General features: G+C 73.6%; 18 protein-coding genes. 1 reads left to right on the top strand and 17 read right to left on the bottom strand.

The window, feature by feature from the left end:
- From ACIQ8B_RS11550 to fmt, 5 genes are all read right to left on the bottom strand, one after another.
- Positions 1-792, bottom strand: coding sequence for a barstar family protein (locus ACIQ8B_RS11550; RefSeq protein ID WP_403546537.1), 792 nt, complete (start codon positions 790-792; stop codon positions 1-3).
- Between the two features lie 74 nt (positions 793-866).
- Positions 867-1,910, bottom strand: a complete 1,044-nt coding sequence (locus tag ACIQ8B_RS11545) for a sugar-binding transcriptional regulator (RefSeq protein ID WP_106415151.1) — start codon at positions 1,908-1,910, stop codon at positions 867-869.
- A gap of 78 nt (positions 1,911-1,988) precedes the next feature.
- A complete protein-coding gene (gene rpe, locus ACIQ8B_RS11540) occupies positions 1,989-2,675 on the bottom strand; it encodes a ribulose-phosphate 3-epimerase (RefSeq protein WP_290004338.1) in 687 nt (228 codons plus the stop codon).
- A gap of 317 nt (positions 2,676-2,992) precedes the next feature.
- Positions 2,993-4,420: an RsmB/NOP family class I SAM-dependent RNA methyltransferase gene (locus ACIQ8B_RS11535; RefSeq protein WP_290004340.1), complete on the bottom strand. Its 1,428-nt coding sequence runs from the start codon at positions 4,418-4,420 to the stop codon at positions 2,993-2,995.
- Positions 4,421-4,494: 74 nt separating this feature from the next.
- Entirely contained in the window at positions 4,495-5,427 is a 933-nt protein-coding gene (gene fmt / locus ACIQ8B_RS11530) for a methionyl-tRNA formyltransferase (RefSeq protein WP_403546536.1), read from the bottom strand.
- 294 nt (positions 5,428-5,721) lie between these two features.
- Here fmt and ACIQ8B_RS11525 point away from each other — a divergent pair, with 294 nt between their 5' ends.
- Positions 5,722-6,270: a hypothetical protein gene (locus ACIQ8B_RS11525; protein WP_106415147.1), complete on the top strand. Its 549-nt coding sequence runs from the start codon at positions 5,722-5,724 to the stop codon at positions 6,268-6,270.
- Positions 6,271-6,775: 505 nt separating this feature from the next.
- Here ACIQ8B_RS11525 and ACIQ8B_RS11520 read toward each other — a convergent pair.
- From ACIQ8B_RS11520 to ACIQ8B_RS11465, 12 genes are all read right to left on the bottom strand, one after another.
- Positions 6,776-8,923 carry a primosomal protein N' gene (locus tag ACIQ8B_RS11520; RefSeq protein WP_290004342.1) on the bottom strand — a complete coding sequence of 716 codons (2,148 nt, stop codon included), beginning with the start codon at positions 8,921-8,923 and terminating at the stop codon, positions 6,776-6,778.
- A 350-nt stretch (positions 8,924-9,273) separates the two neighbouring features.
- Positions 9,274-10,482, bottom strand: coding sequence for a methionine adenosyltransferase (metK, locus tag ACIQ8B_RS11515; protein WP_290004343.1), 1,209 nt, complete (start codon positions 10,480-10,482; stop codon positions 9,274-9,276).
- 237 nt (positions 10,483-10,719) lie between these two features.
- Positions 10,720-11,922, bottom strand: a complete 1,203-nt coding sequence (coaBC, locus tag ACIQ8B_RS11510) for a bifunctional phosphopantothenoylcysteine decarboxylase/phosphopantothenate--cysteine ligase CoaBC (RefSeq protein WP_403546535.1) — start codon at positions 11,920-11,922, stop codon at positions 10,720-10,722.
- A 122-nt stretch (positions 11,923-12,044) separates the two neighbouring features.
- The gene (rpoZ, locus tag ACIQ8B_RS11505) at positions 12,045-12,317 is read right to left on the bottom strand and encodes a DNA-directed RNA polymerase subunit omega (RefSeq protein WP_106415143.1); all 273 of its coding nucleotides are present in this window, start codon (positions 12,315-12,317) and stop codon (positions 12,045-12,047) included.
- A gap of 62 nt (positions 12,318-12,379) precedes the next feature.
- The gene (gene gmk, locus ACIQ8B_RS11500) at positions 12,380-12,973 is read right to left on the bottom strand and encodes a guanylate kinase (protein ID WP_106415142.1); all 594 of its coding nucleotides are present in this window, start codon (positions 12,971-12,973) and stop codon (positions 12,380-12,382) included.
- Positions 12,974-13,033: 60 nt separating this feature from the next.
- Positions 13,034-13,357, bottom strand: a complete 324-nt coding sequence (locus tag ACIQ8B_RS11495) for an integration host factor (RefSeq protein ID WP_003977346.1) — start codon at positions 13,355-13,357, stop codon at positions 13,034-13,036.
- A 287-nt stretch (positions 13,358-13,644) separates the two neighbouring features.
- The gene (gene pyrF / locus ACIQ8B_RS11490; RefSeq protein WP_403546534.1) at positions 13,645-14,490 is read right to left on the bottom strand and encodes an orotidine-5'-phosphate decarboxylase; all 846 of its coding nucleotides are present in this window, start codon (positions 14,488-14,490) and stop codon (positions 13,645-13,647) included.
- Positions 14,487-15,593 carry a quinone-dependent dihydroorotate dehydrogenase gene (locus ACIQ8B_RS11485; protein ID WP_403546533.1) on the bottom strand — a complete coding sequence of 369 codons (1,107 nt, stop codon included), beginning with the start codon at positions 15,591-15,593 and terminating at the stop codon, positions 14,487-14,489. The genes pyrF and ACIQ8B_RS11485 overlap by 4 nt, the downstream gene beginning before the upstream one ends.
- A gap of 51 nt (positions 15,594-15,644) precedes the next feature.
- The gene (carB, locus tag ACIQ8B_RS11480; RefSeq protein ID WP_403546532.1) at positions 15,645-18,956 is read right to left on the bottom strand and encodes a carbamoyl-phosphate synthase large subunit; all 3,312 of its coding nucleotides are present in this window, start codon (positions 18,954-18,956) and stop codon (positions 15,645-15,647) included.
- On the bottom strand, positions 18,949-20,091 hold the full coding sequence (gene carA, locus ACIQ8B_RS11475) for a glutamine-hydrolyzing carbamoyl-phosphate synthase small subunit (protein WP_403546531.1): 1,143 nt from the start codon (positions 20,089-20,091) through the stop codon (positions 18,949-18,951). Before carA ends, carB begins: the two co-directional genes overlap by 8 nt.
- A complete protein-coding gene (locus tag ACIQ8B_RS11470) occupies positions 20,088-20,648 on the bottom strand; it encodes a hypothetical protein (protein WP_403546530.1) in 561 nt (186 codons plus the stop codon). Before ACIQ8B_RS11470 ends, carA begins: the two co-directional genes overlap by 4 nt.
- A complete protein-coding gene (locus ACIQ8B_RS11465; RefSeq protein ID WP_290004351.1) occupies positions 20,645-21,931 on the bottom strand; it encodes a dihydroorotase in 1,287 nt (428 codons plus the stop codon). The genes ACIQ8B_RS11470 and ACIQ8B_RS11465 overlap by 4 nt, the downstream gene beginning before the upstream one ends.
- Positions 21,932-21,934: the final 3 nt, after the last annotated feature.

Below are 21,934 nucleotides of genomic sequence, written 5' to 3'. Positions count from 1 at the left end.
TCAGAGGCGGCCCCCGGACAGGTCAGCCAGGGGGAAGAGCACGTACTTCATTCTCCCACGGTGACCGTGACGCCGGTCCCGGTCGGATCGTCCAGCCCGGTCGGGGAGGTGCTCGGCGGATCCTCCAAGGGCGAGCGTCACGGTGAGCGACGGGACGCGTTCCACGGCCTCGGCGAACACCTCCTGGACGGTCGCCCGTTCCCGGGGGGCGTCCGCGTGGGCCCGCCAGCCGCGGACGGCGGGCAGCAGCCCGCGCTCGGCCGCGGCTCCGGGCCGGGCGGGGCGGCCGGCGAGGGAGTCCGCGAGGGCGTCCCCGTCGCGCCCGAACCGGTCGGGCGGACCGAGCGCGCGGGCGCGGCGGGCCGTCGGGCCCGCCTTGCCGGTCACTCCGTCGAGGGCGAGGGGGACGACGAGCCGGGCGGTGGGGTCGCGGGGCGTCCCCGTACCGCCGTGAACGTCGCGTGGTGGGCGTCGGTGCGGGACGTCCCGTCGTTCCCGCCGGTGGACGCCGGGCGTCCCGGTCGTCGGAGCCGGGCGCGGGCACCGTGCACTCGTGGGAGGGGCCGCGGTCGTGCCGGGGCGGCAGCCCCCCTCGAAGTCGCCGAACAGGGCGCCGTCCCGCTCGTACGGGAAGGGGCCGCCCTCGTCGGTGAGTTCCGGGATACGCCGGGTCCCGGCGGGCAGGCCGGACGCCTGCACGGTGGGCAGTTCCCCGGCCCACGCCGCCGATGCCCCGCTCTCGTCACCGGCGGTCGAGCGGCCCGCCGGCAGGGCGAGCAGCGGGCAGGCCACGAGAGGCGGGGAGGAGGGCTCTTCACGGCAGCATGCGGCCGACGCCGCCGGTCGCCTCCCGGTCCCACGCGCCGTCAGGGGCCGTCGGGGTCCGCGCGGTTGAGGGCGGAACGCGGGGCGGGTCCGGCGGTCATCAGGTAGTCGGCGGCCGAGGTGTCGGTCACCAGACTGGTGACGAGGCCGGAGCGCAGCACCGCGTCGATCGCCGGCCCCTTGCGCTGTCCGCCGGCGATGGCGACGACCTCGGGCACCCTGCGCAGCTGGTCGGTCTTGACAGTGATGCACCGCTCGCCCAGGTCGCGGCCGATCCGGCGGCCCTCGGCGTCGAAGAGGTGCGCGGACATCTCGGCGGCGACGCCGAGGGAGGCGTAGTGCGCCCGCTCCTCGTCGCTGAGCATGTCGTGCACCGTGGAGATGCCCGGCTCCCAGGAGCCGATGGACACACAGGCGACGGTGACCTTGTCGAAGTACTCGAAGGCCCGCGCGATGCCCGTCTGGTGGCGCAGCGCCTCCGCGGTGGCGGCGTCCGGCAGCAGCATCGGCGCGTAGATGGGGTGGGCGTCGCCGCCCGACACCTGCGCGGCGCGGCGCACGGCCTCGACCGAGCCGCGTTCCGCCGTGCCCGCGTCGTACACGCCGGTCAGCTGGACGACCGTGCAGGGCGGCAGCCGGTCCAGGGCCGCCGCCATGTGGATGGTGGAACGCCCCCAGGCGAGGCCCAGCACGTCCCCTTCGTTGACCAGCTCGCCGAGCAGGTCGGCGGCCACCTCTCCCAGGTTCTCGGGGTCGGGCGTCTCCTCGGCCTCGGCCGGGGACTCGACCACGACGGCGTGCCGCAGGCCGTAGCGGGCGCGGAGCGCGTCCGAGCGCTCGGCGTCCAGCTCGGCGGGTACGCGGATCTCGATGCGTACCAGATCCCGCTCGAGGGCGGTCTCCAGGACCCTGGCCACCTTGAAGCGGCTGACGCCGAACTCCTCGGCGATCTGGATCTTGGACTTCCCCTCGAGGTAGAAGCGGCGGGCCATGGCCGCCGCCTGCACCAGCTCAGCGGGTCCCATCCGCATGGCTGACCGGCCCGCCGACATACCCGACACGGCGATCTCCTCACTGCTGTTCACGCTCTGGACTCGCCGTTCATCCTTGCAGATCCGGCGCTGTCGATCAGCCCTGCTGCCCGCCGTTCACGTACATGACGCTCAGTGGTCAGACGGCCACGACGCCTTGGCCGTCGCCGCCTCCGCCTGCTTGCGCAGGGCACGGACCGCCTCGGCCGGGTCCGACGCGCCGTACACGGCGGAACCCGCGACGAAGACGTCCGCGCCGGCGTCGGCGCACTGCTCGATGGTCGAGGCCGACACACCGCCGTCGACCTGCAGCCACAGCTCCAGACCGTGCTTGCTGATCAGCTCACGGGTGCGGCGGATCTTCGGCAGCATGATGTCGAGGAACGCCTGCCCGCCGAAGCCCGGTTCAACCGTCATGATCAGCAGCATGTCCAGCTCGGGCAGCAGATCCTCGTACGGCTCGACCGGCGTCGCCGGCCGCAGCGCCATCGAGGCGCGGGCGCCCTTGGCGCGGATCTCCCGGGCGAGCCGGACGGGCGCGGTGGCCGCCTCCACGTGGAAGGTGACGGAGCCCGCCCCCGCCTCCACGTACTGCGGCGCCCAGCGGTCGGGCGCCTCGATCATCAGATGACAGTCCAGCGGCGTGTCCGTGGCACGGGCGAGCGACTCCACGACCGGCACGCCGAGCGTCAGGTTCGGCACGAAGTGGTTGTCCATCACGTCGACGTGGAGCCAGTCGGCTCCCTCCACGGCCTTCGCCTCCTCGGCGAGCCGGGCGAAGTCGGCGGACAGGATGCTGGGACTGATCTGCGGGGCCATGCCCCAAGCGTATGCGCTGCGCCGCGCGGCGGTGCGAAGCGTCCGGGGACTGGTCGACGGGGACGAGGACACGAAGATCCGCGCCGCCGCCCCGCGTTGGCCGGTCCTGCCCGGACCCGCCCGGAGCCGTCGCCCACGGCGCCGCGAGCCCGGCGGCCGTCCGTCGGCGGGGGGGGGCGGGGACACGGACGCGGAGGTCCCGTGGCGGGCGCCCCGGCACGACGGCACCCGGGACCTGCCGGTCTCCGTCCCGCTGACACCGCTCCGCGCGGGAGCCTTCCGTCGCGGGCGGGCCGAGGGCGCCTGCTGTCCCGGGGTCAGGCCGTGCGGCGGATCAAGGCGAGGTACATCGCGTCGGTGCCGTGCAGGTGGGGCCAGAGTTGGATGTCGGGGCCGTCACCGAGGTCGGGGACGTCGGGGAGGAGGGGGCGGGCGTCGATCAGCTCGGTGTCCGGGAACTGCTCGAGGAGGTCCGCCACCACGGCGCGCGTCTCCGCGAGGTGCGGTGAGCAGGTCGCGTAGCCGACGACGCCGCCGACCCGCACGGACTCCAGGGCGGTCCGCAGCAGCCCGCGCTGGAGGGGCGCGAAGCCGTTCAGATCCTCCGGGCGGCGCCGCCACCGGGCCTCGGGCCGCCGGCGCAGGGCGCCGAGACCGGTGCACGGCACGTCGACCAGCGCCCGGTCGAAGCTGCCGGGCCGCCACGGCGGACGCGTCCCGTCGGCGGCGACCACCTGGTACGGGCCGGGGTTCCCGGCCAGCGCCCTGGCGACCAGCCCCGCCCGGTGCGGCTGCTTCTCGGAGGCGAGCAGCACGGCCCCGCGCTCGGCGGCGAGCGCGCCGAGCAGCGCGGCCTTGCCGCCGGGCCCCGCGCACGCGTCCAGCCACCGCCGGTCCGGCCCCTCGACGGGCGCCGCCGCGAGCGCGAGCGCCACCAGCTGGCTGCCCTCGTCCTGGACCCCGGCCCGCCCCTCGGCGACCGCAGGGACCGCGCCGGGCTCCCCGCCCTCGGTGAGCCGCACCGCGTACGGGGACCAGCGGCCGGGGACGGCGGCCTCCTCGGCCAGCAGCTCGTCGGTGGTGGCCCGCCCGGGACGGGCGACCAGCGTCACCTCGGGCCGCTCGTTGTCGGCGCGCAGCAGTTCCTCGACGCCGGCGCGTCCGCCGCCGAGGGAGTCCCACAGCGCGGAGACCACCCAGCGCGGGTGGGAGTGCACGACGGCGAGATGGTCCTCGGGGTCCTCGTCGTACGGCGGCGCGACCCGCTCGATCCAGCCGTCCAGGTCGTCCTGGGCGATCTTGCGCAGCACGGCGTTGACGAACTTGGCGCGCCCGTCGCCGAGCACCACCCGGGCCAGTTCCACGGTGGCGGACACGGCGGCGTGCGTCGGGATCCGCGTGCCGAGGAGCTGGTGCGCGCCGAGGCTCAGCACGTCCAGCACCGGCGGGTCCACCTCGCGCAGCGGCCGGTCGACGCAGGCCGCGATGACGGCGTCGTACGTGCCCTGGCGGCGCAGGGTGCCGTACACCAGCTCGGTGGCCAGTGCCGCGTCCCGCGCGTCGAACTTCTCGGGCCCCTCGTTCTCGCGCGCCTTGCGCAGCAGCGGGGGCAGGACGAGGTTGGCGTACGCGTCGCGCTCGTCCACGGCCCGCAGCGCCTCGAAGGCGAGGATGCGGACGGGGTCCTTCTGGGGACGGCGGTAGGGCTTGGCGGGCCTGCGGGGCCGACGGGGCTGGTCGCTCACGAAAAAGGTGCTCCGGATGTGGGTGGGCGTGCGCGCTCCAGCCTACGGCGTACGCAGGGCGGGAGCCGGGGGCGTCAGTCGCCGAGGGTCTCCCCGGCCGCGATCCGCACCCCGCGCGCCCAGTCCGCGGCGCGCATCGGCTTCTTGCCCTGGGCCTGCACCCACAGCAGCTCCACGGCGTACGAACCGGTCCCGACGTACACGTTGTTCTTCCCGGCGGACAGCCGGCCGGGCGCCAGGTCGGCGCGGTCCGGTACGGGCGTGGCCTGGACGATCTTCAGCCGCTCACCGCGGAAGGTGGTCCAGGCGCCGGGCGCGGGCGTGCAGCCGCGCACCACCCGGTCGACGCGCAGCGCCGGGGCCCGCCAGTCCACGCGCGCGTCCTCGACGTTGACCTTGGGGGCCAGGCTGACGCCGTCGGCGGGCTGCGGCACGGCCTTCAGCGTGCCGTCCTCGATGCCGTCCATCGTCGCCGCGAGCAGTCCGGAGCCGGCGAAGGCCAGCCGGGTGAGCAGGTCGCCGCTGGTGTCGGTGGGGCGGATCTCCTCGGTGACGGTGCCGTAGACGGGCCCGGAGTCCAGCCCCTCCTCGATGAGGAAGGTGCTGGCGCCGGTGATCTCGTCGCCCGCCATGATGGCGTGCTGCACGGGGGCGGCGCCGCGCCAGGCGGGCAGCAGCGAGAAGTGCAGGTTGACCCAGCCGTGGGCGGGGATGTCGAGGGCGACGCGGGGCAGCAGGGCGCCGTAGGCGACGACGGGGCAGCAGTCGGGGGCGATCTGCCGGAGCCGCTCGAGGAAGTCGGGGTCCTTCGGCCTGCCCGGCTTCAGCACCTCGATGCCGGCCTCCTCCGCCCGCTCGGCGACCGGTGAGGCGACCAGCCGGCGGCCGCGTCCGGCGGGCGCGTCGGGCCGCGTGACGACGGCGGCGACCTCGTGCCGCCCGGAGGAGAGAAGAGCGTCCAGTGCGGGAACGGCGACCTCGGGGGTACCGGCGAAGACGAGCCTCATGGGGTGCGGAGGGCCTCTCGGGCGGGGACGGTTCGGGCGACGCACCAGTCTATGGGGCGGCCCTCCGCCGCGGCCGCAGGGACAGGGTGCCGCGTCCGGGACACCTGCCGTGCCGTGCAGGAACGTTCCGAACAGGCGGCCCCGCCGCCCGGGGCGGCCCCCGCAGGGGCGTACGCATATGCCGCCGCGCCCCAGCCCGTGACCCGGGGACCGGATCGGCGTTGGTCAAGAAAGAGTTGACCACGGGCCCCGACAGGGTCCATCCCTTTCAACGCCGGTTCGAGAGGCTTGTTCATGGCCGACCACGCAACCCACGACGCCCAGGCTCGGGCCAGCCTGCACTTGCTGGTGCGGGACATCGAGCGGGTCCGCCGGCAGGTGGACGCACTGCGCACGCTCACCGCCCAGCTCGGCAACGTCTACCGCCCGCGCCGCTCCGGCCCCTCCACGGGCTTCGTCGTCTACGGACGCGCCCCCGCCCCGACCGTCCGCCTCGCGCAGGAACTGCGGGACAGCGTCGAGACCCTGGTCACGGCCGCCGTGGACTTCGACCGCTCCCTGGGCTTCTCGTGGGACGCGGTGGGCTCCGCGCTCGGGGTCACCAAGCAGGCGGTGCACCGCCGGTACGGCGCCCGCCGGGCGGCCGCGCAGGCGGCGGCTTCCGCCGAGACCGAGCGGACCACGGAGTCGTCGGGCCCCCGCACGGTCAACGTCGGTTCCGGTGTCACCACGGTGCCCACCGTGCAGGCGGCCCGCGCCATGCCGACCCAGCCCACCGCGGGCAGCCCGTCCCTCCGCGACGACCCCCGCCCCACGGCGTTCCCGGCCCCGCGCAACGGCTGACGCCCTCCGCCCTCCCGGCCGCCGTCCCGGGAGGGCGCGCCCCTTTCCGGGGCACGCCCCGTCCTGACCGCCCGGGGCTCATGGCGCGCTCGCCGAGCGGAAGTCGGCAGCGCCGCTCGCGGAGCGGGCCGCGTGCCACGGCCGCCGGGCTCCCTCAGCGCGCGCCGGACACGCACCCCGTCCCGCGGGCGTCCCGCTCGAGTCACTCCCCGGCGCGCGCCGGCAGCCCTCGACGCCCGTGCCACGGCCGTCGAGCCCCTCAGCGCGCCGGGCACGCACCCGCCCTGCGTCCCTCCCGCTCGGCAACACCCCCGGCATGCGCCCGCGGCCCTCGGCGTCCCCCAGCACAGCGCCGCGCACGCGCCCCCACAGCCGTCCGCCCGCCCAAGGCGCGATCTGCCCGCGGCCACGGGCATGCCCTCGCGGCACACGGCCTGCCCCCGCCCGTGCGGCGGCCCACCCGGACCTGATCGGCCCGCCCGCCCCTCGAAAGGGGAACGGACCCCTATCCGATGTCCGGCGGATCGATCCGCACCCACACAGGCGTGCTCCCGCCCCGTGCCGTCCGCGCCGCCTGCGCGGCCTTCAACGCACCCGCGAGGGCCGCGCCGTTGCCCGGGGGCACGCGGACCAGGGCGCGGTCCCACCGCTCGCCGGGCGGGGGCGCGCCCGGGCGGCGGGGGCGGCCCGCCGGGGTGACCGGCATCGGCACCGGCCCCAGCACCTCCGCCTGAGGCGGCAGGTGGGCCGCCCGGAGGAACTCGGCCACCGCCTCCCCCGGCCCCGACACCGCCGCCATCCGCGACACCGGCGGGAAGCCCAGCTCGCCCCGCTCGGCCAGTTCCCGCACCGCGTGGCCCGCCGGGTCCCAGCGCACCAGTGCCTGCACCGGCCGCAGGGTCGGTTCGGCGACCACGACCACCGTGCCGCCCGCCGACTGCGGACGGACCAGCGACGCCGCGCCCATCCACCGCCGCAGCGCGTCCTCCCCGGCCCGCAGGTCGGGGCGGCTCAGCATGGCCCACCCGTCCAGCAGCACCGCCGCCGCGTACCCGCCCTCGGCGACCGGCTCCGCGCCCGGCGTGCTCACCACCACGGCGGGCGCGTCCGGCACCGTGTCCAGAACGTGCTCACGCCCCGACGTGCGCACCGGGACCGCGGGGAAGGCCCGCCCCAGTTCCTCGGCCGTCCGCCGCGCTCCCACCACCTGTGCCCGCAGCCGGGAACCGCCGCACTCGGGACAGTGCCAGCCGCTCTCCGTGCGCCCGCACCACCCGCAGCGCAGGTCGTCCGAGCCCTGCGCCTCCAGCGGTCCGGAGCAGTGGCGGCACCGCGCCGGCGCCCGGCAGGTCGCGCACGCCATCCGCGGGACGTAACCGCGCCGGGGCACCTGGACCAGCACCGGCCCGTGCCGCAGGCCCTCCCGGACCGTCTGCCAGGCGAGCGTGGGCAGGCGGGCGGCGCGGGCGGCCTCGTCCCGCGCGAGGTCCTGGTCGCCCACGGTCCGCACCAGCGGCGCCGCGGCCCGCACCCGCTCCCGCGCGGCCTGCAACGGCCGCGCCCAGCCGGTGTCGACGAGCTGAGCGGCCTCCACGGTGCAGCTCCACCCGCCCAGCAGGAAGCCGCACCGGTCCTGCGCGGCCCGCAGCAGCAGCACCTCCCGGGCGTGCGGCTGCGGGGCGTGCTGCTCGCTGTGGTTGTCGTCGCCGTCGTCCCACACGGCGACCAGCCCGAGGTCGCGCACCGGCGCGAACATCGCCGCCCGCGTCCCGATCACCGCCCGCACCGAACCCCGCCGCACGGCGAGCCACTGGGCGTAGCGCTTCTCCGGTCCGGCGTCGGCGGTGAGCACCGCGTGCCGGCCCTCCCCGAGCAGTCCGGTGAGGGCGGCGTCGAGCCGGGCCACGGCCCGCCCGTCCGGCAGGACGACCAGCGCGCCGCGCCCCGAGGACAGGGTCGCCGCGACCGCGCGGGCGATCTCCTCGCACCACAGCGGGCCGGGCAGGGCGCTCCACACCGCGCGCGGGCCGCCGCCCGAGGCCAGGGACTCCAGGAAGGCCGGGCCCTGCTCGTACCGCTCCCAGGACCCGGCCGCCGGAGCCGGGGGCGGGGGCAGCGGTTCCGGCGAGGCGCGCCGCTCGGCGCGGGCGTTGCGCGGCGGCACGGCGAGCTGGAGGACGTCGGCGAGGCTGCCCGCGTACCGGTCGGCGACCGCGCGGGCGAGGCCGAGCAGCTCCTCGTCCAGGACCCGCTCGGGCGAGACGACCTGGGCCAGCGCGGCCAGCGGGCCCGAGTAGTCGGATTCGGCCAGGCGCTCGATCAGGAACCCGTCGATCAGCCCCCCGCCCTCGCGACGCCCGTCCCGCACCCGGTGCCGGCCGGCTCCGAAACGCACCCGCACCCGGACCCCGGGCTGGGCGTCGGCGTCCAGCTCCTCGGGCACGGCGTAGTCGAAGCAGCGGTCGAGATGGAGCACGCCCTTGTCGACGAGGACCCGGGCGACGGGCAGCTCCTTGGCGAGGGCGGCGCCCCGCCAGGTGCGCGGCTTGGCCCGGGGGGCCTTGGCCTGCCGCACGCTCTCCCGGATGAGCGCGAGCTGCTCGGGCGGCGCGCCCTGCGCACCCCCGTGCCCCTGTCCGTCCTCGCTGCTCACGCCTGCATTCTTCCAAACCCGACTGACAACGCCCCCCCGGCCGCCCCGGACCGGGCGCACGCCGGCGCCCCTCGGGCGGCCGTGGCCCCGGCGGCCGGGCGGACCCGCCCGGAGACCCCGCGCCTCAGGCTCTCGCACCCCCGCCGTCGCGGGCGGTCGTCGTGCCTCCCCACTGCTCAAGGGCCTGGGAGACCCCCAACGGCACGGGTGGACGCGACGGCGCCCCGCACGGCTGGGCAGCCGCACGGACGAACGCGGTCGGGAGCCGGCACAGCCCCCGGACGCGCCGAGGCCCGGTGCCCCTCCTGGCGAGGGACACCGGGCCTCGGACGGCGGAACAGCGGGCGGGACTACAGCCCCGCGGCCTTCCGCAGCGCGTCCACGCGGTCCGTCCGCTCCCAGGTGAAGTCGGGCAGCTCGCGGCCGAAGTGGCCGTACGCGGCGGTCTGGGCGTAGATCGGACGCAGCAGGTCCAGGTCGCGGATGATGGCGGCCGGGCGCAGGTCGAAGACCTCGTCGATCGCCTTCTCGATCTTCTCCTGGTCGATCGTGGCGGTGCCGAAGGTCTCGACGAACAGACCCACCGGCTCGGCCTTGCCGATCGCGTACGCGACCTGCACCTCGCAGCGGGAGGCGAGGCCCGCGGCGACCACGTTCTTGGCGACCCAGCGCATCGCGTACGCCGCCGAGCGGTCCACCTTGGACGGGTCCTTGCCGGAGAAGGCGCCGCCGCCGTGGCGGGCCATGCCGCCGTAGGTGTCGATGATGATCTTCCGGCCGGTGAGGCCGGCGTCACCCATCGGGCCGCCGATCTCGAAGCGTCCGGTCGGGTTCACCAGCAGCCGGTAGTTCTCGGTGTCGAGCTTGATGCCGTCGTCGAGCAGCGCCTTCAGCTCCGGCTCCACGACGAACTCGCGGATGTCGGGGGCGAGCAGCGACTCCAGGTCGATGTCGGAGGCGTGCTGCGAGGAGACGACCACGGTGTCCAGGCGGACCGCCTTGTCGCCGTCGTACTCGATGGTGACCTGGGTCTTGCCGTCCGGGCGCAGGTAGGGGATGGTCCCGTTCTTGCGCACGTCGGACAGGCGCTTGGAGAGCCGGTGGGCGAGGAAGATCGGCAGCGGCATGTACGTCGGCGTCTCGTCCGTCGCGTAGCCGAACATCAGGCCCTGGTCGCCCGCGCCCTGCCGGTCCAGCTCGTCGTCGTCGCCCTCGACCCGGGTCTCGTACGCCGTGTCGACGCCCTGGGCGATGTCCGGGGACTGCGCGCCGATCGACACGGAGACGCCGCAGGAGGCGCCGTCGAAGCCCTTCTTCGAGGAGTCGTAGCCGATCTCCAGGACCTTGCTGCGCACCAGCGTCGCGATGTCCGCGTACGTCTTGGTGGTGACCTCGCCGGCCACGTGCACGAGACCGGTGGTGATCAGGGTCTCGACGGCGACCCGGGAGGACGGGTCCTCACGGAGCAGCGCGTCGAGAATGGTGTCGCTGATCTGGTCAGCGATCTTGTCGGGGTGACCCTCGGTCACGGACTCCGAGGTGAACAGACGACGGGACACAATGCTCCCTGGGGTTGCAGCGGCTGCTGGCTGATCATGGGCGAACGGCGGGGGCTGCACCCGACGCCGTCGGTGGAACAGTTTATCGGTCGTGCGCCGCCACCGGTCGCCCCGTCTCGCCTCGCGAGAGCGCTGTGACCTGCGGCACGGGCATTCTCCCCGTGCGGGGCGCGGTTCGCCAGAGGCGCCACGCCCCGGATGGCTGGGTTCTGGGTGGCCGGGGACCGGATGGGCCACTCATGCGAGACGTTCGGCCACCAGGTCCCAGACGGTGTCGGCGAGGGCCTCCTTCGGCCCGTGCGGGACGGGCGTCTCGCTGCCGTCGGCACCCAGCACCACGGCCTCGTTGGTCTCGGCGCCGAAGGTCTTCGCCTCGCCCACCTCGTTCACCACGAGGAGGTCGCACCCCTTGCGCTTCAGCTTGGCGCGGCCGTTGGCGAGCACGTCGTCGGTCTCCGCGGCGAAGCCCACGATCACCTGTCCGGTCCTCACCCGGTCCCCGGAGACCTCGGCGAGAATGTCCGGATTCCGTACCAGGGTGATGGGCTCCGGCTCCGTGCCGTCCTTCTTCTTGATCTTCCCGGACGCGTAGACGGCGGGGCGGAAGTCGGCCACGGCGGCGGCCATGACCACCGCGTCGGCGTCGGCGGCGGCGTCGAGGACGGCCTCGCGCAGTTCCACGGCCGTGCCGACGCGCACGACGTCCACGCCGGCCGGGTCGGGCAGCGCGGTGTTGGCGGCGATCAGGGTGACGCGGGCGCCGCGGGCGGCGGCGGTGCGGGCGAGGGCGTAGCCCTGCTTGCCGGAGGAGCGGTTGCCGAGGAAGCGGACCGGGTCGAGGGGCTCGCGGGTGCCTCCGGCGCTCACCACGACGTGCCGTCCGGCGAGGTCGGGCGCGGCGGCGCCGCGGGCCAGGACGCGGCGGCAGACCTCGAAGATCTCGGCCGGGTCGGGCAGCCGGCCCTTGCCGGTGTCGACGCCGGTGAGGCGGCCCACGGCCGGCTCGATGACGACGGCGCCGCGGGCGCGCAGCGTGGCCACGTTCTCCTGGGTGGCCGGGTGCTCCCACATCTCGGTGTGCATGGCGGGGGCGAGGACCACCGGGCAGCGCGCGGTGAGGAGGGTGTTGGTGAGGAGGTCGTCGGCGAGGCCGTGGGCGGCCTTGGCCAGCATGTCGGCCGTGGCGGGTGCGACGACGACCAGGTCGGCGTGCTGTCCGATGCGGACGTGCGGCACCTCGTGGACGTCGTCCCAGACCTCGGTGGAGACCGGGTTGCCGGACAGGGCGGACCAGGTGGCGGCGCCGACGAAGTGCAGGGCGGAGGCCGTGGGGACGACCCGTACGTCGTGTCCCGACTCCGTGAGCCGCCTCAGCAGCTCGCAGGCCTTGTAGGCGGCGATGCCGCCGCTGACCCCCAGAACGACCTTCGGCTCGTCCACCGTCTCTCCCCGGACCTCGGAAACCTGCTGCCATCACCCATGAGACACCACAGGCCCGGCAGACGTGCTGCCGGGCCTGTGGAAAAGTCAGCTGCGAGCTGATCGTACGACGTACTGACCGATCACTGGGCGGGGCCGTCGACGGCCTCGGAGGTCAGCAGTCCCGCGTTGATCTCGCGCAGGGCGATCGAGAGCGGCTTCTCGTGGACGTGGGTGTCGACGAGAGGACCGACGTACTCGAGCAGGCCTTCGCCGAGCTGCGAGTAGTACGCGTTGATCTGGCGGGCCCGCTTGGCCGCGTAGATCACGAGGCTGTACTTCGAGTCCGTGGCCTCGAGGAGCTCGTCGATCGGCGGGTTGATGATGCCCTCGGGCGCGGAGATGGAAGAGGACACGCTCTACCTTCCGATGGATGGGAAAGATGCAGTCGCTCCGACCGGCGGACAGTCGCCCACGGTCACACGACGTTCATCAAGGCTAGCAGCTCGCGGGCGACCTCCTGGACGGAGGTGTTGACCAGGGTCGTGTCGAACTCCGGCTCGGCGGCGAGCTCGGTCCTCGCGGCCTCCAGGCGGCGCTCGACGACCTCCGGCGACTCGGTGCCGCGGCCGGTGAGCCGGCGCACCAGTTCCTCCCAGGAGGGAGGGGCCAGGAACACCAGCTGGGCCTCGGCCATGGACGCGCGGACCTGCCGCGCGCCCTGGAGGTCGATCTCCAGGAGCACGGGCACACCCGCCTCCAGGTGCTCCAGCACCGCCGCGCGGGGCGTGCCGTAGCGGTTCCCCGCGAACTCGGCCCACTCCAGCAGCTCGCCGTTGGCGATCAGCTTGTCCATCTCCTCGTCGGTGACGAAGAAGTAGTGGACGCCGTGCTGCTCACCGGGGCGGGGCTTGCGGGTCGTCGCCGACACCGAGAGCCAGACCTCGGGGTGTTCCTTGCGCATATGAGCGACGACCGTGCTCTTGCCGACCCCGGAGGGGCCGGAGAGCACGGTCAGCCGCGGACGTTCGTCCGGGGGTACGGGGGTCGCCCCCCGGGGTGTTGCAGCCATGCGGCGATTATTCCAGCAATCGCGGGGTGTCCGGGACGCCGGTCCCGGACCGCCCGTGACTCAGGAGCCGGTGCTGCCGAACTCGCGCTCCAGGGAGGCGATCTGGTTCGAACCGAGACCCCGCACGCGGCGGCTCTCGGAGATCCCCAGACGCTCCATGATCTGCTTGGCGCGGACCTTGCCCACGCCCGGCAGGGACTCGAGCAGGGCGGAGACCTTCATCTTGCCGATGACGTCGTTCTCCTGGCCCTGCTTGATGACCTCGTGCAGGGAGGCGCCGGAGTGCTTGAGTCGATTCTTTACCTCGGCCCGCTCCCGGCGAGCCGCGGCGGCCTTTTCGAGCGCGGCTGCGCGCTGTTCAGGGGTAAGGGGCGGAAGAGCCACGCCTACGTCACCTCGGATGTCGAACTGTCGGATACGGACCGGTGAGGAACCTAGTCGCCCCACACCTGGGGAGCCACGAGCAACACGTGCCCCTTCTCCCCCACTGCCTGGAAGGCGTGGGAGGCAGCCCCACTCGTCGGAGACTAGCGGCCAGAGCGCTCTGAGTCAGCGAGAACAGCGGAAAAGTCCTGGTCAGCCTCCGCCAGGACGGACATTCTGGACATAATTCCTCGGATTTGAGGGTGCATCCACAGTGCGACGACCACGGAGTCCCCTCGTGGGCCGTCTCAGGCGGACGTCACCGCGGCCCGGATCTCGTCCGCGAACCGCTCCGCGGCGTCACGCAGAGCGACCGCGTCGGGACCGTGGCGCAACACCCCGCGGCTGACGTTCGGCACCACGTTGCGCACCGCGCGCCCGAACACCGCCGGGAGGTCCGCCGCCGTCGCCCCCTGCGCCCCGATGCCCGGCGCGAGGATCGGCCCGCCCATGCCGAGGTCGTAGGAGGACAGGTCGCCGAGGGTGGCGCCGACGACCGCGCCGAAGGAGCCGAGCGGCTCCTCCCCCGCGTTCTCCAGCGCCAGGTGGCCGAGAATCGTCGCCCCGACCGTGCGCCCGTCGGCCCGCACCGCGTGCTGCACCTCGCCGCCCTCCGGGTTGGAGGTCAGCGCCAGCACGAACAGCCCGGCGCCGGACTCCCGGGCCAGCGCGACGGCCGGGCCCAGCGAGCCGTAGCCGAGGTACGGCGACACGGTGAGCGCGTCGGAGAACAGCGGCGCGTCCCGGTGCAGGAACGCCTCCGCGTAGGCGGCCATGGTCGAGCCGATGTCGCCGCGCTTGGCGTCCATGACGACCAGCGCCCCGGCCGCCCGTGCCTCCCGCACCGTCTTCTCCAGGACGGCGACGCCGCGTGAGCCGAACCGCTCGAAGAAGGCGCTCTGCGGCTTGAGCACGGCGACCCGGTCGGCCACCGCCTCGACGACGGTGCGGCTGAACCGCTCCAGACCGTTCACGTCGTCGTCGAGGCCCCACTCGGCGAGCAGGGAGGCGTGCGGGTCGATGCCCACGCACAGGGGCCCCCGCTCGTCCATCGCGCGGCGCAGCCGTGCGCCGAAGGGTTCGAGACCGGTCATGCGGACGTCCTCACGTCGGCGCCCACCGCGTCGGCGAGCGTGGCGTAGGGACTGGTGCGCAGCCGCGCGGCGAGCCCCTTGTGGATGGCGCGGGCCCAGAAGGGGCCCTGGTAGACGAAGGCGCTGTACCCCTGGACCAGGGTGGCGCCGGCCAGGATGCGCTGCCAGGCGTCCTCGGCGTTCTCGATGCCGCCGACGCCGACCAGGGTGATGCGGTCGCCCACGCGCGCGTAGAGGCGGCGCAGCACCTCGAGCGAGCGGGCCTTGAGGGGTGCGCCGGACAGTCCGCCGGTCTCCCGGACGAGGGCCGGGTCCGCGGTCAGGCCGAGTCCCTCGCGGGCGATGGTGGTGTTGGTGGCGATGATGCCGTCCAGGCCCAGCTCCACGGCGAGGTCGGCGACGGCGTCGATGTCCTCGTCGGCCAGGTCGGGGGCGATCTTCACCAGCAGCGGCACCCGGCGGGCCGGGACCGCGCGATCGGCGGCCTCGCGCACGGCGGTGAGGAGCGGGCGGAGCTGGTCCACCGCCTGGAGGCTGCGCAGTCCGGGGGTGTTCGGGGAGGAGACGTTGACCACCAGGTAGTCGGCGTGGGGCGCGAGCCGCTCGGCGGACTTCACGTAGTCGGCGGCGGCCTCGGGCTCCGGGACGGCCTTGGTCTTGCCGATGTTGACGCCCACGACCGTCTTGAACACCGGCTCGCGGGAGGCGAGGCGGGCGGCGACGGCGAGCGAGCCGTCGTTGTTGAAGCCCATGCGGTTGATCAGCGCCCGGTCGGGGACCAGCCGGAACAGCCGCTTCTTGGGGTTGCCGGGCTGCGGCTCGCCGGTGACGGTGCCGATCTCGACGTGGTCGAAGCCGAGCATGGCCAGGCCGTCGATGCCGACGGCGTTCTTGTCGAAGCCGGCGGCCAGCCCGAAGGGGCTGTGCAGACGCAGTCCGAGGGCCTCGGTGCGCAGTTCCTCGTGCCGCGGGGCGAGCACCGCGGCGACGAAGGTGCGCAGCACCGGGACGCGGGCGACGCGGCGGATCCAGCGGAAGGCCAGGTGGTGGGCCTGCTCCGGGTCCATTCGTGAGAAGAGCAGGGTGAAGAGAATCCTGTACATGGTGTCCTCATGGAGAGGGGGACACCGTTTCCGGTGTCCCCCTGGGGGCTGCTAGTCCTCGCGGGCCGCGGTCAGGTGTTCCGCGTGTTCCTGGAGCGAGCGGACGCTCACGTCGCCCCGGTTGAGCGCGTCGATGCCCTGGACCGCGGCGGCGAGCGCCTGGACCGTGGTCAGACAGGGCACGGACCGGGCCACCGCCGCCGTGCGGATGTCGTAGCCGTCGAGGCGGCCGCCGGTGCCGTACGGGGTGTTGACGATGAGGTCGACCTCGCCGTCGTGGATGAGCTGGACGATGGTCTTCTCGCCGTTCGGGCCGGCGCCCTCGAAGTGCTTGCGCACCACGGTGGCGTTGATGCCGTTGCGCTTGAGGACCTCGGCGGTGCCGGAGGTGGCGAGCAGCTCGAAGCCGTGGGCCGCCAGCTCGCGCGCCGGGAAGATCATCGAGCGCTTGTCCCGGTTGGCGACCGAGATGAAGGCGCGGCCCTTGGTGGGCAGCGGGCCGTAGGCGCCGGCCTGCGACTTGGCGTACGCCGTGCCGAAGACGCTGTCGATGCCCATGACCTCGCCGGTGGAGCGCATCTCCGGGCCGAGGACCGTGTCGACGCCCCGGCCGTGGATGTCCCGGAAGCGGGTCCACGGCAGCACGGCCTCCTTGACGGAGATCGGCGCGTCCAGCGGCAGCTCGCCGCCGTCACCGGTGGCCGGGAGCAGGCCCTCGGCGCGCAGCTCGGCGATGGTGGTGCCCAGCGAGATCCGCGCGGCGGCCTTGGCCAGCGGCACCGCGGTCGCCTTCGAGGTGAAGGGCACGGTGCGGGAGGCGCGCGGGTTGGCCTCGAGGACGTAGAGGATGTCGCCGGACAGCGCGAACTGGATGTTGATCAGCCCGCGTACCCCGACACCGCGCGCGATGGCCTCCGTGGAGGCGCGCAGCCGCTTGATGTCGAAGCCGCCGAGGGTGATGGGCGGCAGGGCGCACGCCGAGTCGCCGGAGTGGATGCCGGCCTCCTCGATGTGCTCCATGACGCCGCCGAGGTAGAGCTCCTCGCCGTCGTAGAGGGCGTCGACGTCGATCTCGACGGCGTCGTCGAGGAAGCGGTCGACGAGGACCGGCCGGGAGGGGCTGATCTCGGTCGACTCGGCGATGTACGCCTCCAGCCGGTTCTCGTCGTAGACGATCTCCATGCCGCGGCCGCCGAGCACGTAGGACGGGCGGACGAGGACCGGGTAGCCGATCTCGTCGGCGATGGCCTTGGCCTCGGCGAAGGTGGTGGCGGTGCCGTGCTTGGGGGCGGGCAGGCCGGCCTCCTTGAGGACCCGGCCGAAGGCGCCGCGGTCCTCGGCGGCGTGGATGGCTTCCGGCGGGGTGCCGACGATGGGCACGCCGTTGTCCTTGAGCGCCTGGGCCAGGCCCAGCGGGGTCTGCCCGCCGAGCTGGACGACGACGCCCGCGACCGGGCCGGCCTGCTGCTCGGCGTGGACGACCTCCAGGACGTCCTCCAGGGTGAGCGGCTCGAAGTAGAGCCGGTCGGAGGTGTCGTAGTCGGTGGAGACGGTCTCCGGGTTGCAGTTGACCATCACGGTCTCGTAGCCGGCGTCGCTCAGGGCGAAGGAGGCGTGGACGCAGGAGTAGTCGAACTCGATGCCCTGGCCGATGCGGTTCGGGCCGGAGCCCAGGATGATGACGGCCGGCTTCTCGCGGGGCGCGACCTCGGTCTCCTCGTCGTAGGAGGAGTAGAAGTACGGCGTCTTCGCGGCGAACTCCGCGGCGCAGGTGTCGACCGTCTTGTAGACCGGCCGGATGCCGAGCACCTGGCGGACCTCGCGGACGACGTCCTCGCGCAGGCCGCGGATCTCGCCGATCTGCTGGTCGGAGAAGCCGTGCCGCTTGGCCCCGGCGAGCAGGTCGCGGGTCAGCTCGGGGGCGGCGGCCAGCTCGTCGGCGGTCTCCTTGATGAGGAAGAGCTGGTCGACGAACCACGGGTCGATCTTCGTGGCCTCGAAGACCTCCTCGGGGGTGGCGCCCGCGCGGATGGCCTGCATGACGGCGTTGATGCGGCCGTCGGTCGGGCGGACGGCCTCGCGCAGCCGTTCGGCCTTGTCGCCGGGGTCGCCGGTGAAGGTGAACTGGCTGCCCTTCTTCTCCAGCGAGCGCAGCGCCTTCTGGAACGCCTCGGTGAAGTTGCGGCCGATCGCCATGGCCTCGCCGACCGACTTCATGGTGGTCGTGAGGGTGGAGTCGGCGCTCGGGAACTTCTCGAAGGCGAACCGCGGGGCCTTCACGACCACGTAGTCGAGGGTCGGCTCGAAGGAGGCCGGGGTCTCCTGCGTGATGTCGTTCGGGATCTCGTCGAGGGTGTAGCCGACGGCGAGCTTGGCCGCGATCTTGGCGATGGGGAAGCCGGTCGCCTTGGAGGCGAGCGCGGAGGACCGGGAGACGCGCGGGTTCATCTCGATGACGATGACCCGGCCGTCCTCGGGGTTCACCGCGAACTGGATGTTGCAGCCGCCGGTGTCGACGCCGACCTCGCGGATCACGGCGATGCCGACGTCACGGAGGATCTGGTACTCGCGGTCGGTGAGCGTCATCGCCGGGGCGACGGTGATGGAGTCGCCGGTGTGCACGCCCATGGGGTCGAAGTTCTCGATGGAGCAGACGACCACGACGTTGTCGTTCTTGTCGCGCATCAGCTCCAGCTCGTACTCCTTCCAGCCGAGGATGGACTCCTCCAGGAGCACCTCGGTGGTCGGCGAGAGGGTGAGGCCCTGGCCGGCGATGCGGCGCAGCTCCTCCTCGTCGTGCGCGAAGCCGGAGCCGGCGCCGCCCATGGTGAAGGACGGGCGGACGACGACCGGGTAGCCGCCGAGCTCCTCGACGCCCTTGAGGACGTCGTCCATGGAGTGGCAGATGTACGAGCGGGCGGACTCGCCGTGGCCGATCTTGCGGCGGACGGCCTCCACCACCTCCTTGAACCGGTCGCGGTCCTCGCCCTTGTGGATCGCTTCGACGTTGGCGCCGATCAGCTCGACGCCGTACTTGTCGAGGACGCCGTTCTCGTGCAGGGAGATCGCCGTGTTGAGGGCCGTCTGGCCGCCCAGGGTGGGCAGCAGGGCGTCCGGCTGCTCCTTGGCGATGATCTTCTCGACGAACTCGGGCGTGATCGGCTCGACGTAGGTCGCGTCGGCGATCTCCGGGTCGGTCATGATCGTCGCCGGGTTGGAGTTGACCAGGATGACGCGCAGGCCCTCGGCCTTGAGCACGCGGCACGCCTGGGTGCCGGAGTAGTCGAACTCGGCGGCCTGGCCGATGACGATCGGGCCGGAGCCGATGACCAGGACGGACTGGATATCGGTGCGCTTAGGCACGCTGGCCCTCCATCAGGGAGACGAAGCGGTCGAACAGGTAGGCGGCGTCGTGCGGGCCCGCGGCCGCTTCGGGGTGGTACTGGACGCTGAAGGCCGGCCGGTCGAGCAGCCGGAGGCCCTCCACCACGTTGTCGTTCAGGCACACGTGGGACACCTCGGCACGGCCGAACGGGGTGTCGGAGACCTGGTCGAGCGGGGCGTCGACGGCGAAGCCGTGGTTGTGCGCGGTGACCTCGACCTTGCCGGTCGTGCGGTCCTGCACCGGCTGGTTGATGCCGCGGTGGCCGTACTTCAGCTTGAAGGTGCCGAAGCCGAGGGCGCGGCCGAGGATCTGGTTGCCGAAGCAGATGCCGAACAGCGGGGTGCCGCGCTCCAGCACGCCCCGCATCACGGAGACGGCGTGGTCGGCGGTGGCGGGGTCGCCGGGGCCGTTGGAGAAGAACACGCCGTCCGGGTTCACCGCGTACACGTCGTCGACGGTCGCGGTCGCGGGCAGCACGTGCACCTCGATGCCGCGCTCGGCCATGCGCTGCGGGGTCATGCCCTTGATGCCGAGGTCGACCGCGGCGACGGTGAACTTCTTCTCGCCGATCGCGGGGACGACGTAGGGCTCGGTGGTGGCGACCTCGGCGGACAGGTCGGCGCCCTTCATCTGGGGCGCCTCCTGGACGCGGGCGAGCAGCGCGGCGTCCTCCTGGATCGCGTCGCCGCTGAAGATGCCGACGCGCATGGCGCCGCGCTCGCGCAGGTGCCGGGTGAGGGCGCGGGTGTCGACGCCGCTGATGCCGACGACGCCCTGGGCGGCCAGCTCCTCGTCGAGGGTGCGGCGGGAGCGCCAGCTGGACGGCACGCGCGCGGGGTCGCGCACGACGTAGCCGGAGACCCAGATCCGCTTGGACTCGGCGTCCTCGTCGTTGACGCCGGTGTTGCCGACGTGCGGGGCGGTCATCACCACGACCTGGCGGTGGTACGACGGGTCGGTGAGGGTCTCCTGGTAGCCGGTCATGCCGGTGGAGAACACCGCTTCGCCGAAGGTCTCCCCCACCGCCCCGTAGGCACGGCCGCGGAAGATCCGGCCGTCCTCCAGGACGAGTACGGCGGGAACCTTGGCGGCTCCCTGGGCGGAGGTTGTCATCGTGCGCCTTCCGTCTTGTTGATCATGTTCGTGAGGGCTTCGACCCACTCGGTGTGCTCGGCCGCGTGGTCGGAGCGGAACCCCGAGTCGATGAGCCGGTCGCCGTGCTGCCAGGTGATCACCAGCAGGCCGCCCTCGGTGAGGACCTTGCCGGCGATGCCCTTGTCGAGCCGGGCGTCGCGCAGCGCGTCGGCCGGGACGAAGAAGTCGTCCGCGCCGGGGCGTACGACGTCCAGTCCGGCGTCGCTCAGGGTGAGCTCGGCACGGCTGCGGGTGCCCAGGCCGCGCGCCACGATGCGGTCCAGCCACTGACCGGCGGTGGTCGAGCCGTGGTAGCGGCCGCTCATGGTCAGGGTCGCCGGGCCGGGGTCGTCCGGCGCGCTGTGCAACTCCGGCAGGTCGCTCTGGAGCGTGCCGCGCCACTTCCAGCCCTCGCGCATCAGCCAGTAGACGAGCACGACGAACAGGGCGAGACCGACGACCCAGCCGATCCGGGCGGCCCAGTCGGTCACTTCCGCCGATTCCTTCTCGGCGGCCAGCAGGATGAGAGATGTCACGTGAGCTTCCCGTCGACGAGCGTGGCCTTGCCCCGGAGCCAGGTGTGCGTGACACGGCCCGGCAGCTCACGGCCCTCGTAGGGCGTGTTGCGGCTGCGTGAGGCGAAGCCCGCGGGGTCCACCGGTCCACGGTATGCCGTGTCGACGAGGGTGAGGTTGGCGGGCTCACCTGCCGAGACGGGGCGGCCGTGGCCCTCGGCGCGTCCGATGCGCGCCGGGGTGAAGGACATGCGGTCGGCGATGCCGGCCCAGTCCAGCAGACCGGTGTCGACCATCGTCTCCTGGACCACCGACAGCGCGGTCTCCAGGCCGACCATGCCCATGGCGGCCGCGGCCCACTCGCAGTCCTTGTCCTCGTGCGGGTGCGGGGCGTGGTCGGTGGCGACGATGTCGATGGTGCCGTCGGCGAGCGCCTCGCGCAGGGCCAAGACGTCGCGCTCGGTGCGCAGCGGCGGGTTGACCTTGTAGACCGGGTTGTACGAGCGCACCAGCTCGTCGGTGAGGAGCAGGTGGTGCGGGGTGACCTCGGCGGTGACGCGGATGCCGCGGGACTTGGCCCAGCGGACGATCTCCACGGATCCGGCAGTCGACAGGTGGCAGATGTGGACGCGGGAGCCGACGTGGTCGGCGAGCAGCACGTCCCGGGCGATGACCGACTCCTCGGCGACGGCCGGCCAGCCGCCGAGGCCGAGCTCGGCGGAGACGACGCCCTCGTTCATCTGGGCGCCCTCGGTGAGCCGGGGCTCCTGGGCGTGCTGGGCGACGACGCCGTCGAAGGCCTTCACGTACTCCAGGGCGCGGCGCATGATCACGGCGTCGTGGACGCACTTGCCGTCGTCGGAGAAGACGGTGACGCCGGCCGCGGACTCGTGCATGGCGCCCAGCTCGGCGAGCTTCCGCCCCTCCAGGCCGACGGTGACGGCGCCGACCGGGCGTACGTCGCAGTAGCCGTGCTCCTTGCCGAGCCGCCAGACCTGCTCGACCACGCCGGCGGTGTCGGCGACCGGGAAGGTGTTGGCCATGGCGAACACGGCCGTGTAGCCGCCGCTCGCGGCGGCGCGGGTGCCGGTCAGCACGGTCTCGGAGTCCTCGCGGCCGGGCTCGCGCAGGTGGGTGTGCAGGTCGACCAGGCCCGGCAGCAGCACCTTGCCGCCGGCCTCGACGACCTCGGCGCCCTCGGCGGACAGCCCGGCGCCGACCTGAGTGATCGTTTCACCGTCGATCAGGACGTCCTGCGGCTCGCCGCCGAGCACCTTCGCACCACGGATCAGGGTCTTGCTCATCGG

The organism is Streptomyces sp. NPDC096105 (assembly GCF_044763335.1).
Classification (GTDB): Bacteria; Actinomycetota; Actinomycetes; order Streptomycetales; family Streptomycetaceae; genus Streptomyces.
This window is presented reverse-complemented; position numbering and strand designations above follow the sequence as displayed.

Coding starts and splice junctions, on each gene's coding strand:
- ACIQ8B_RS11485 (WP_403546533.1), bottom strand. CDS start 15,593: ATGTACAGGATTCTCTTCACCCTGCTCTTCTCACGAATGGACCCGGAG.
- ACIQ8B_RS11525 (WP_106415147.1), top strand. CDS start 5,722: ATGGCCGACCACGCAACCCACGACGCCCAGGCTCGGGCCAGCCTGCAC.
- gmk (WP_106415142.1), bottom strand. CDS start 12,973: ATGGCTGCAACACCCCGGGGGGCGACCCCCGTACCCCCGGACGAACGT.
- rpe (WP_290004338.1), bottom strand. CDS start 2,675: ATGGCCCCGCAGATCAGTCCCAGCATCCTGTCCGCCGACTTCGCCCGG.
- carA (WP_403546531.1), bottom strand. CDS start 20,091: ATGACAACCTCCGCCCAGGGAGCCGCCAAGGTTCCCGCCGTACTCGTC.
- ACIQ8B_RS11465 (WP_290004351.1), bottom strand. CDS start 21,931: ATGAGCAAGACCCTGATCCGTGGTGCGAAGGTGCTCGGCGGCGAGCCG.
- pyrF (WP_403546534.1), bottom strand. CDS start 14,490: ATGACCGGTCTCGAACCCTTCGGCGCACGGCTGCGCCGCGCGATGGAC.
- fmt (WP_403546536.1), bottom strand. CDS start 5,427: ATGAGGCTCGTCTTCGCCGGTACCCCCGAGGTCGCCGTTCCCGCACTG.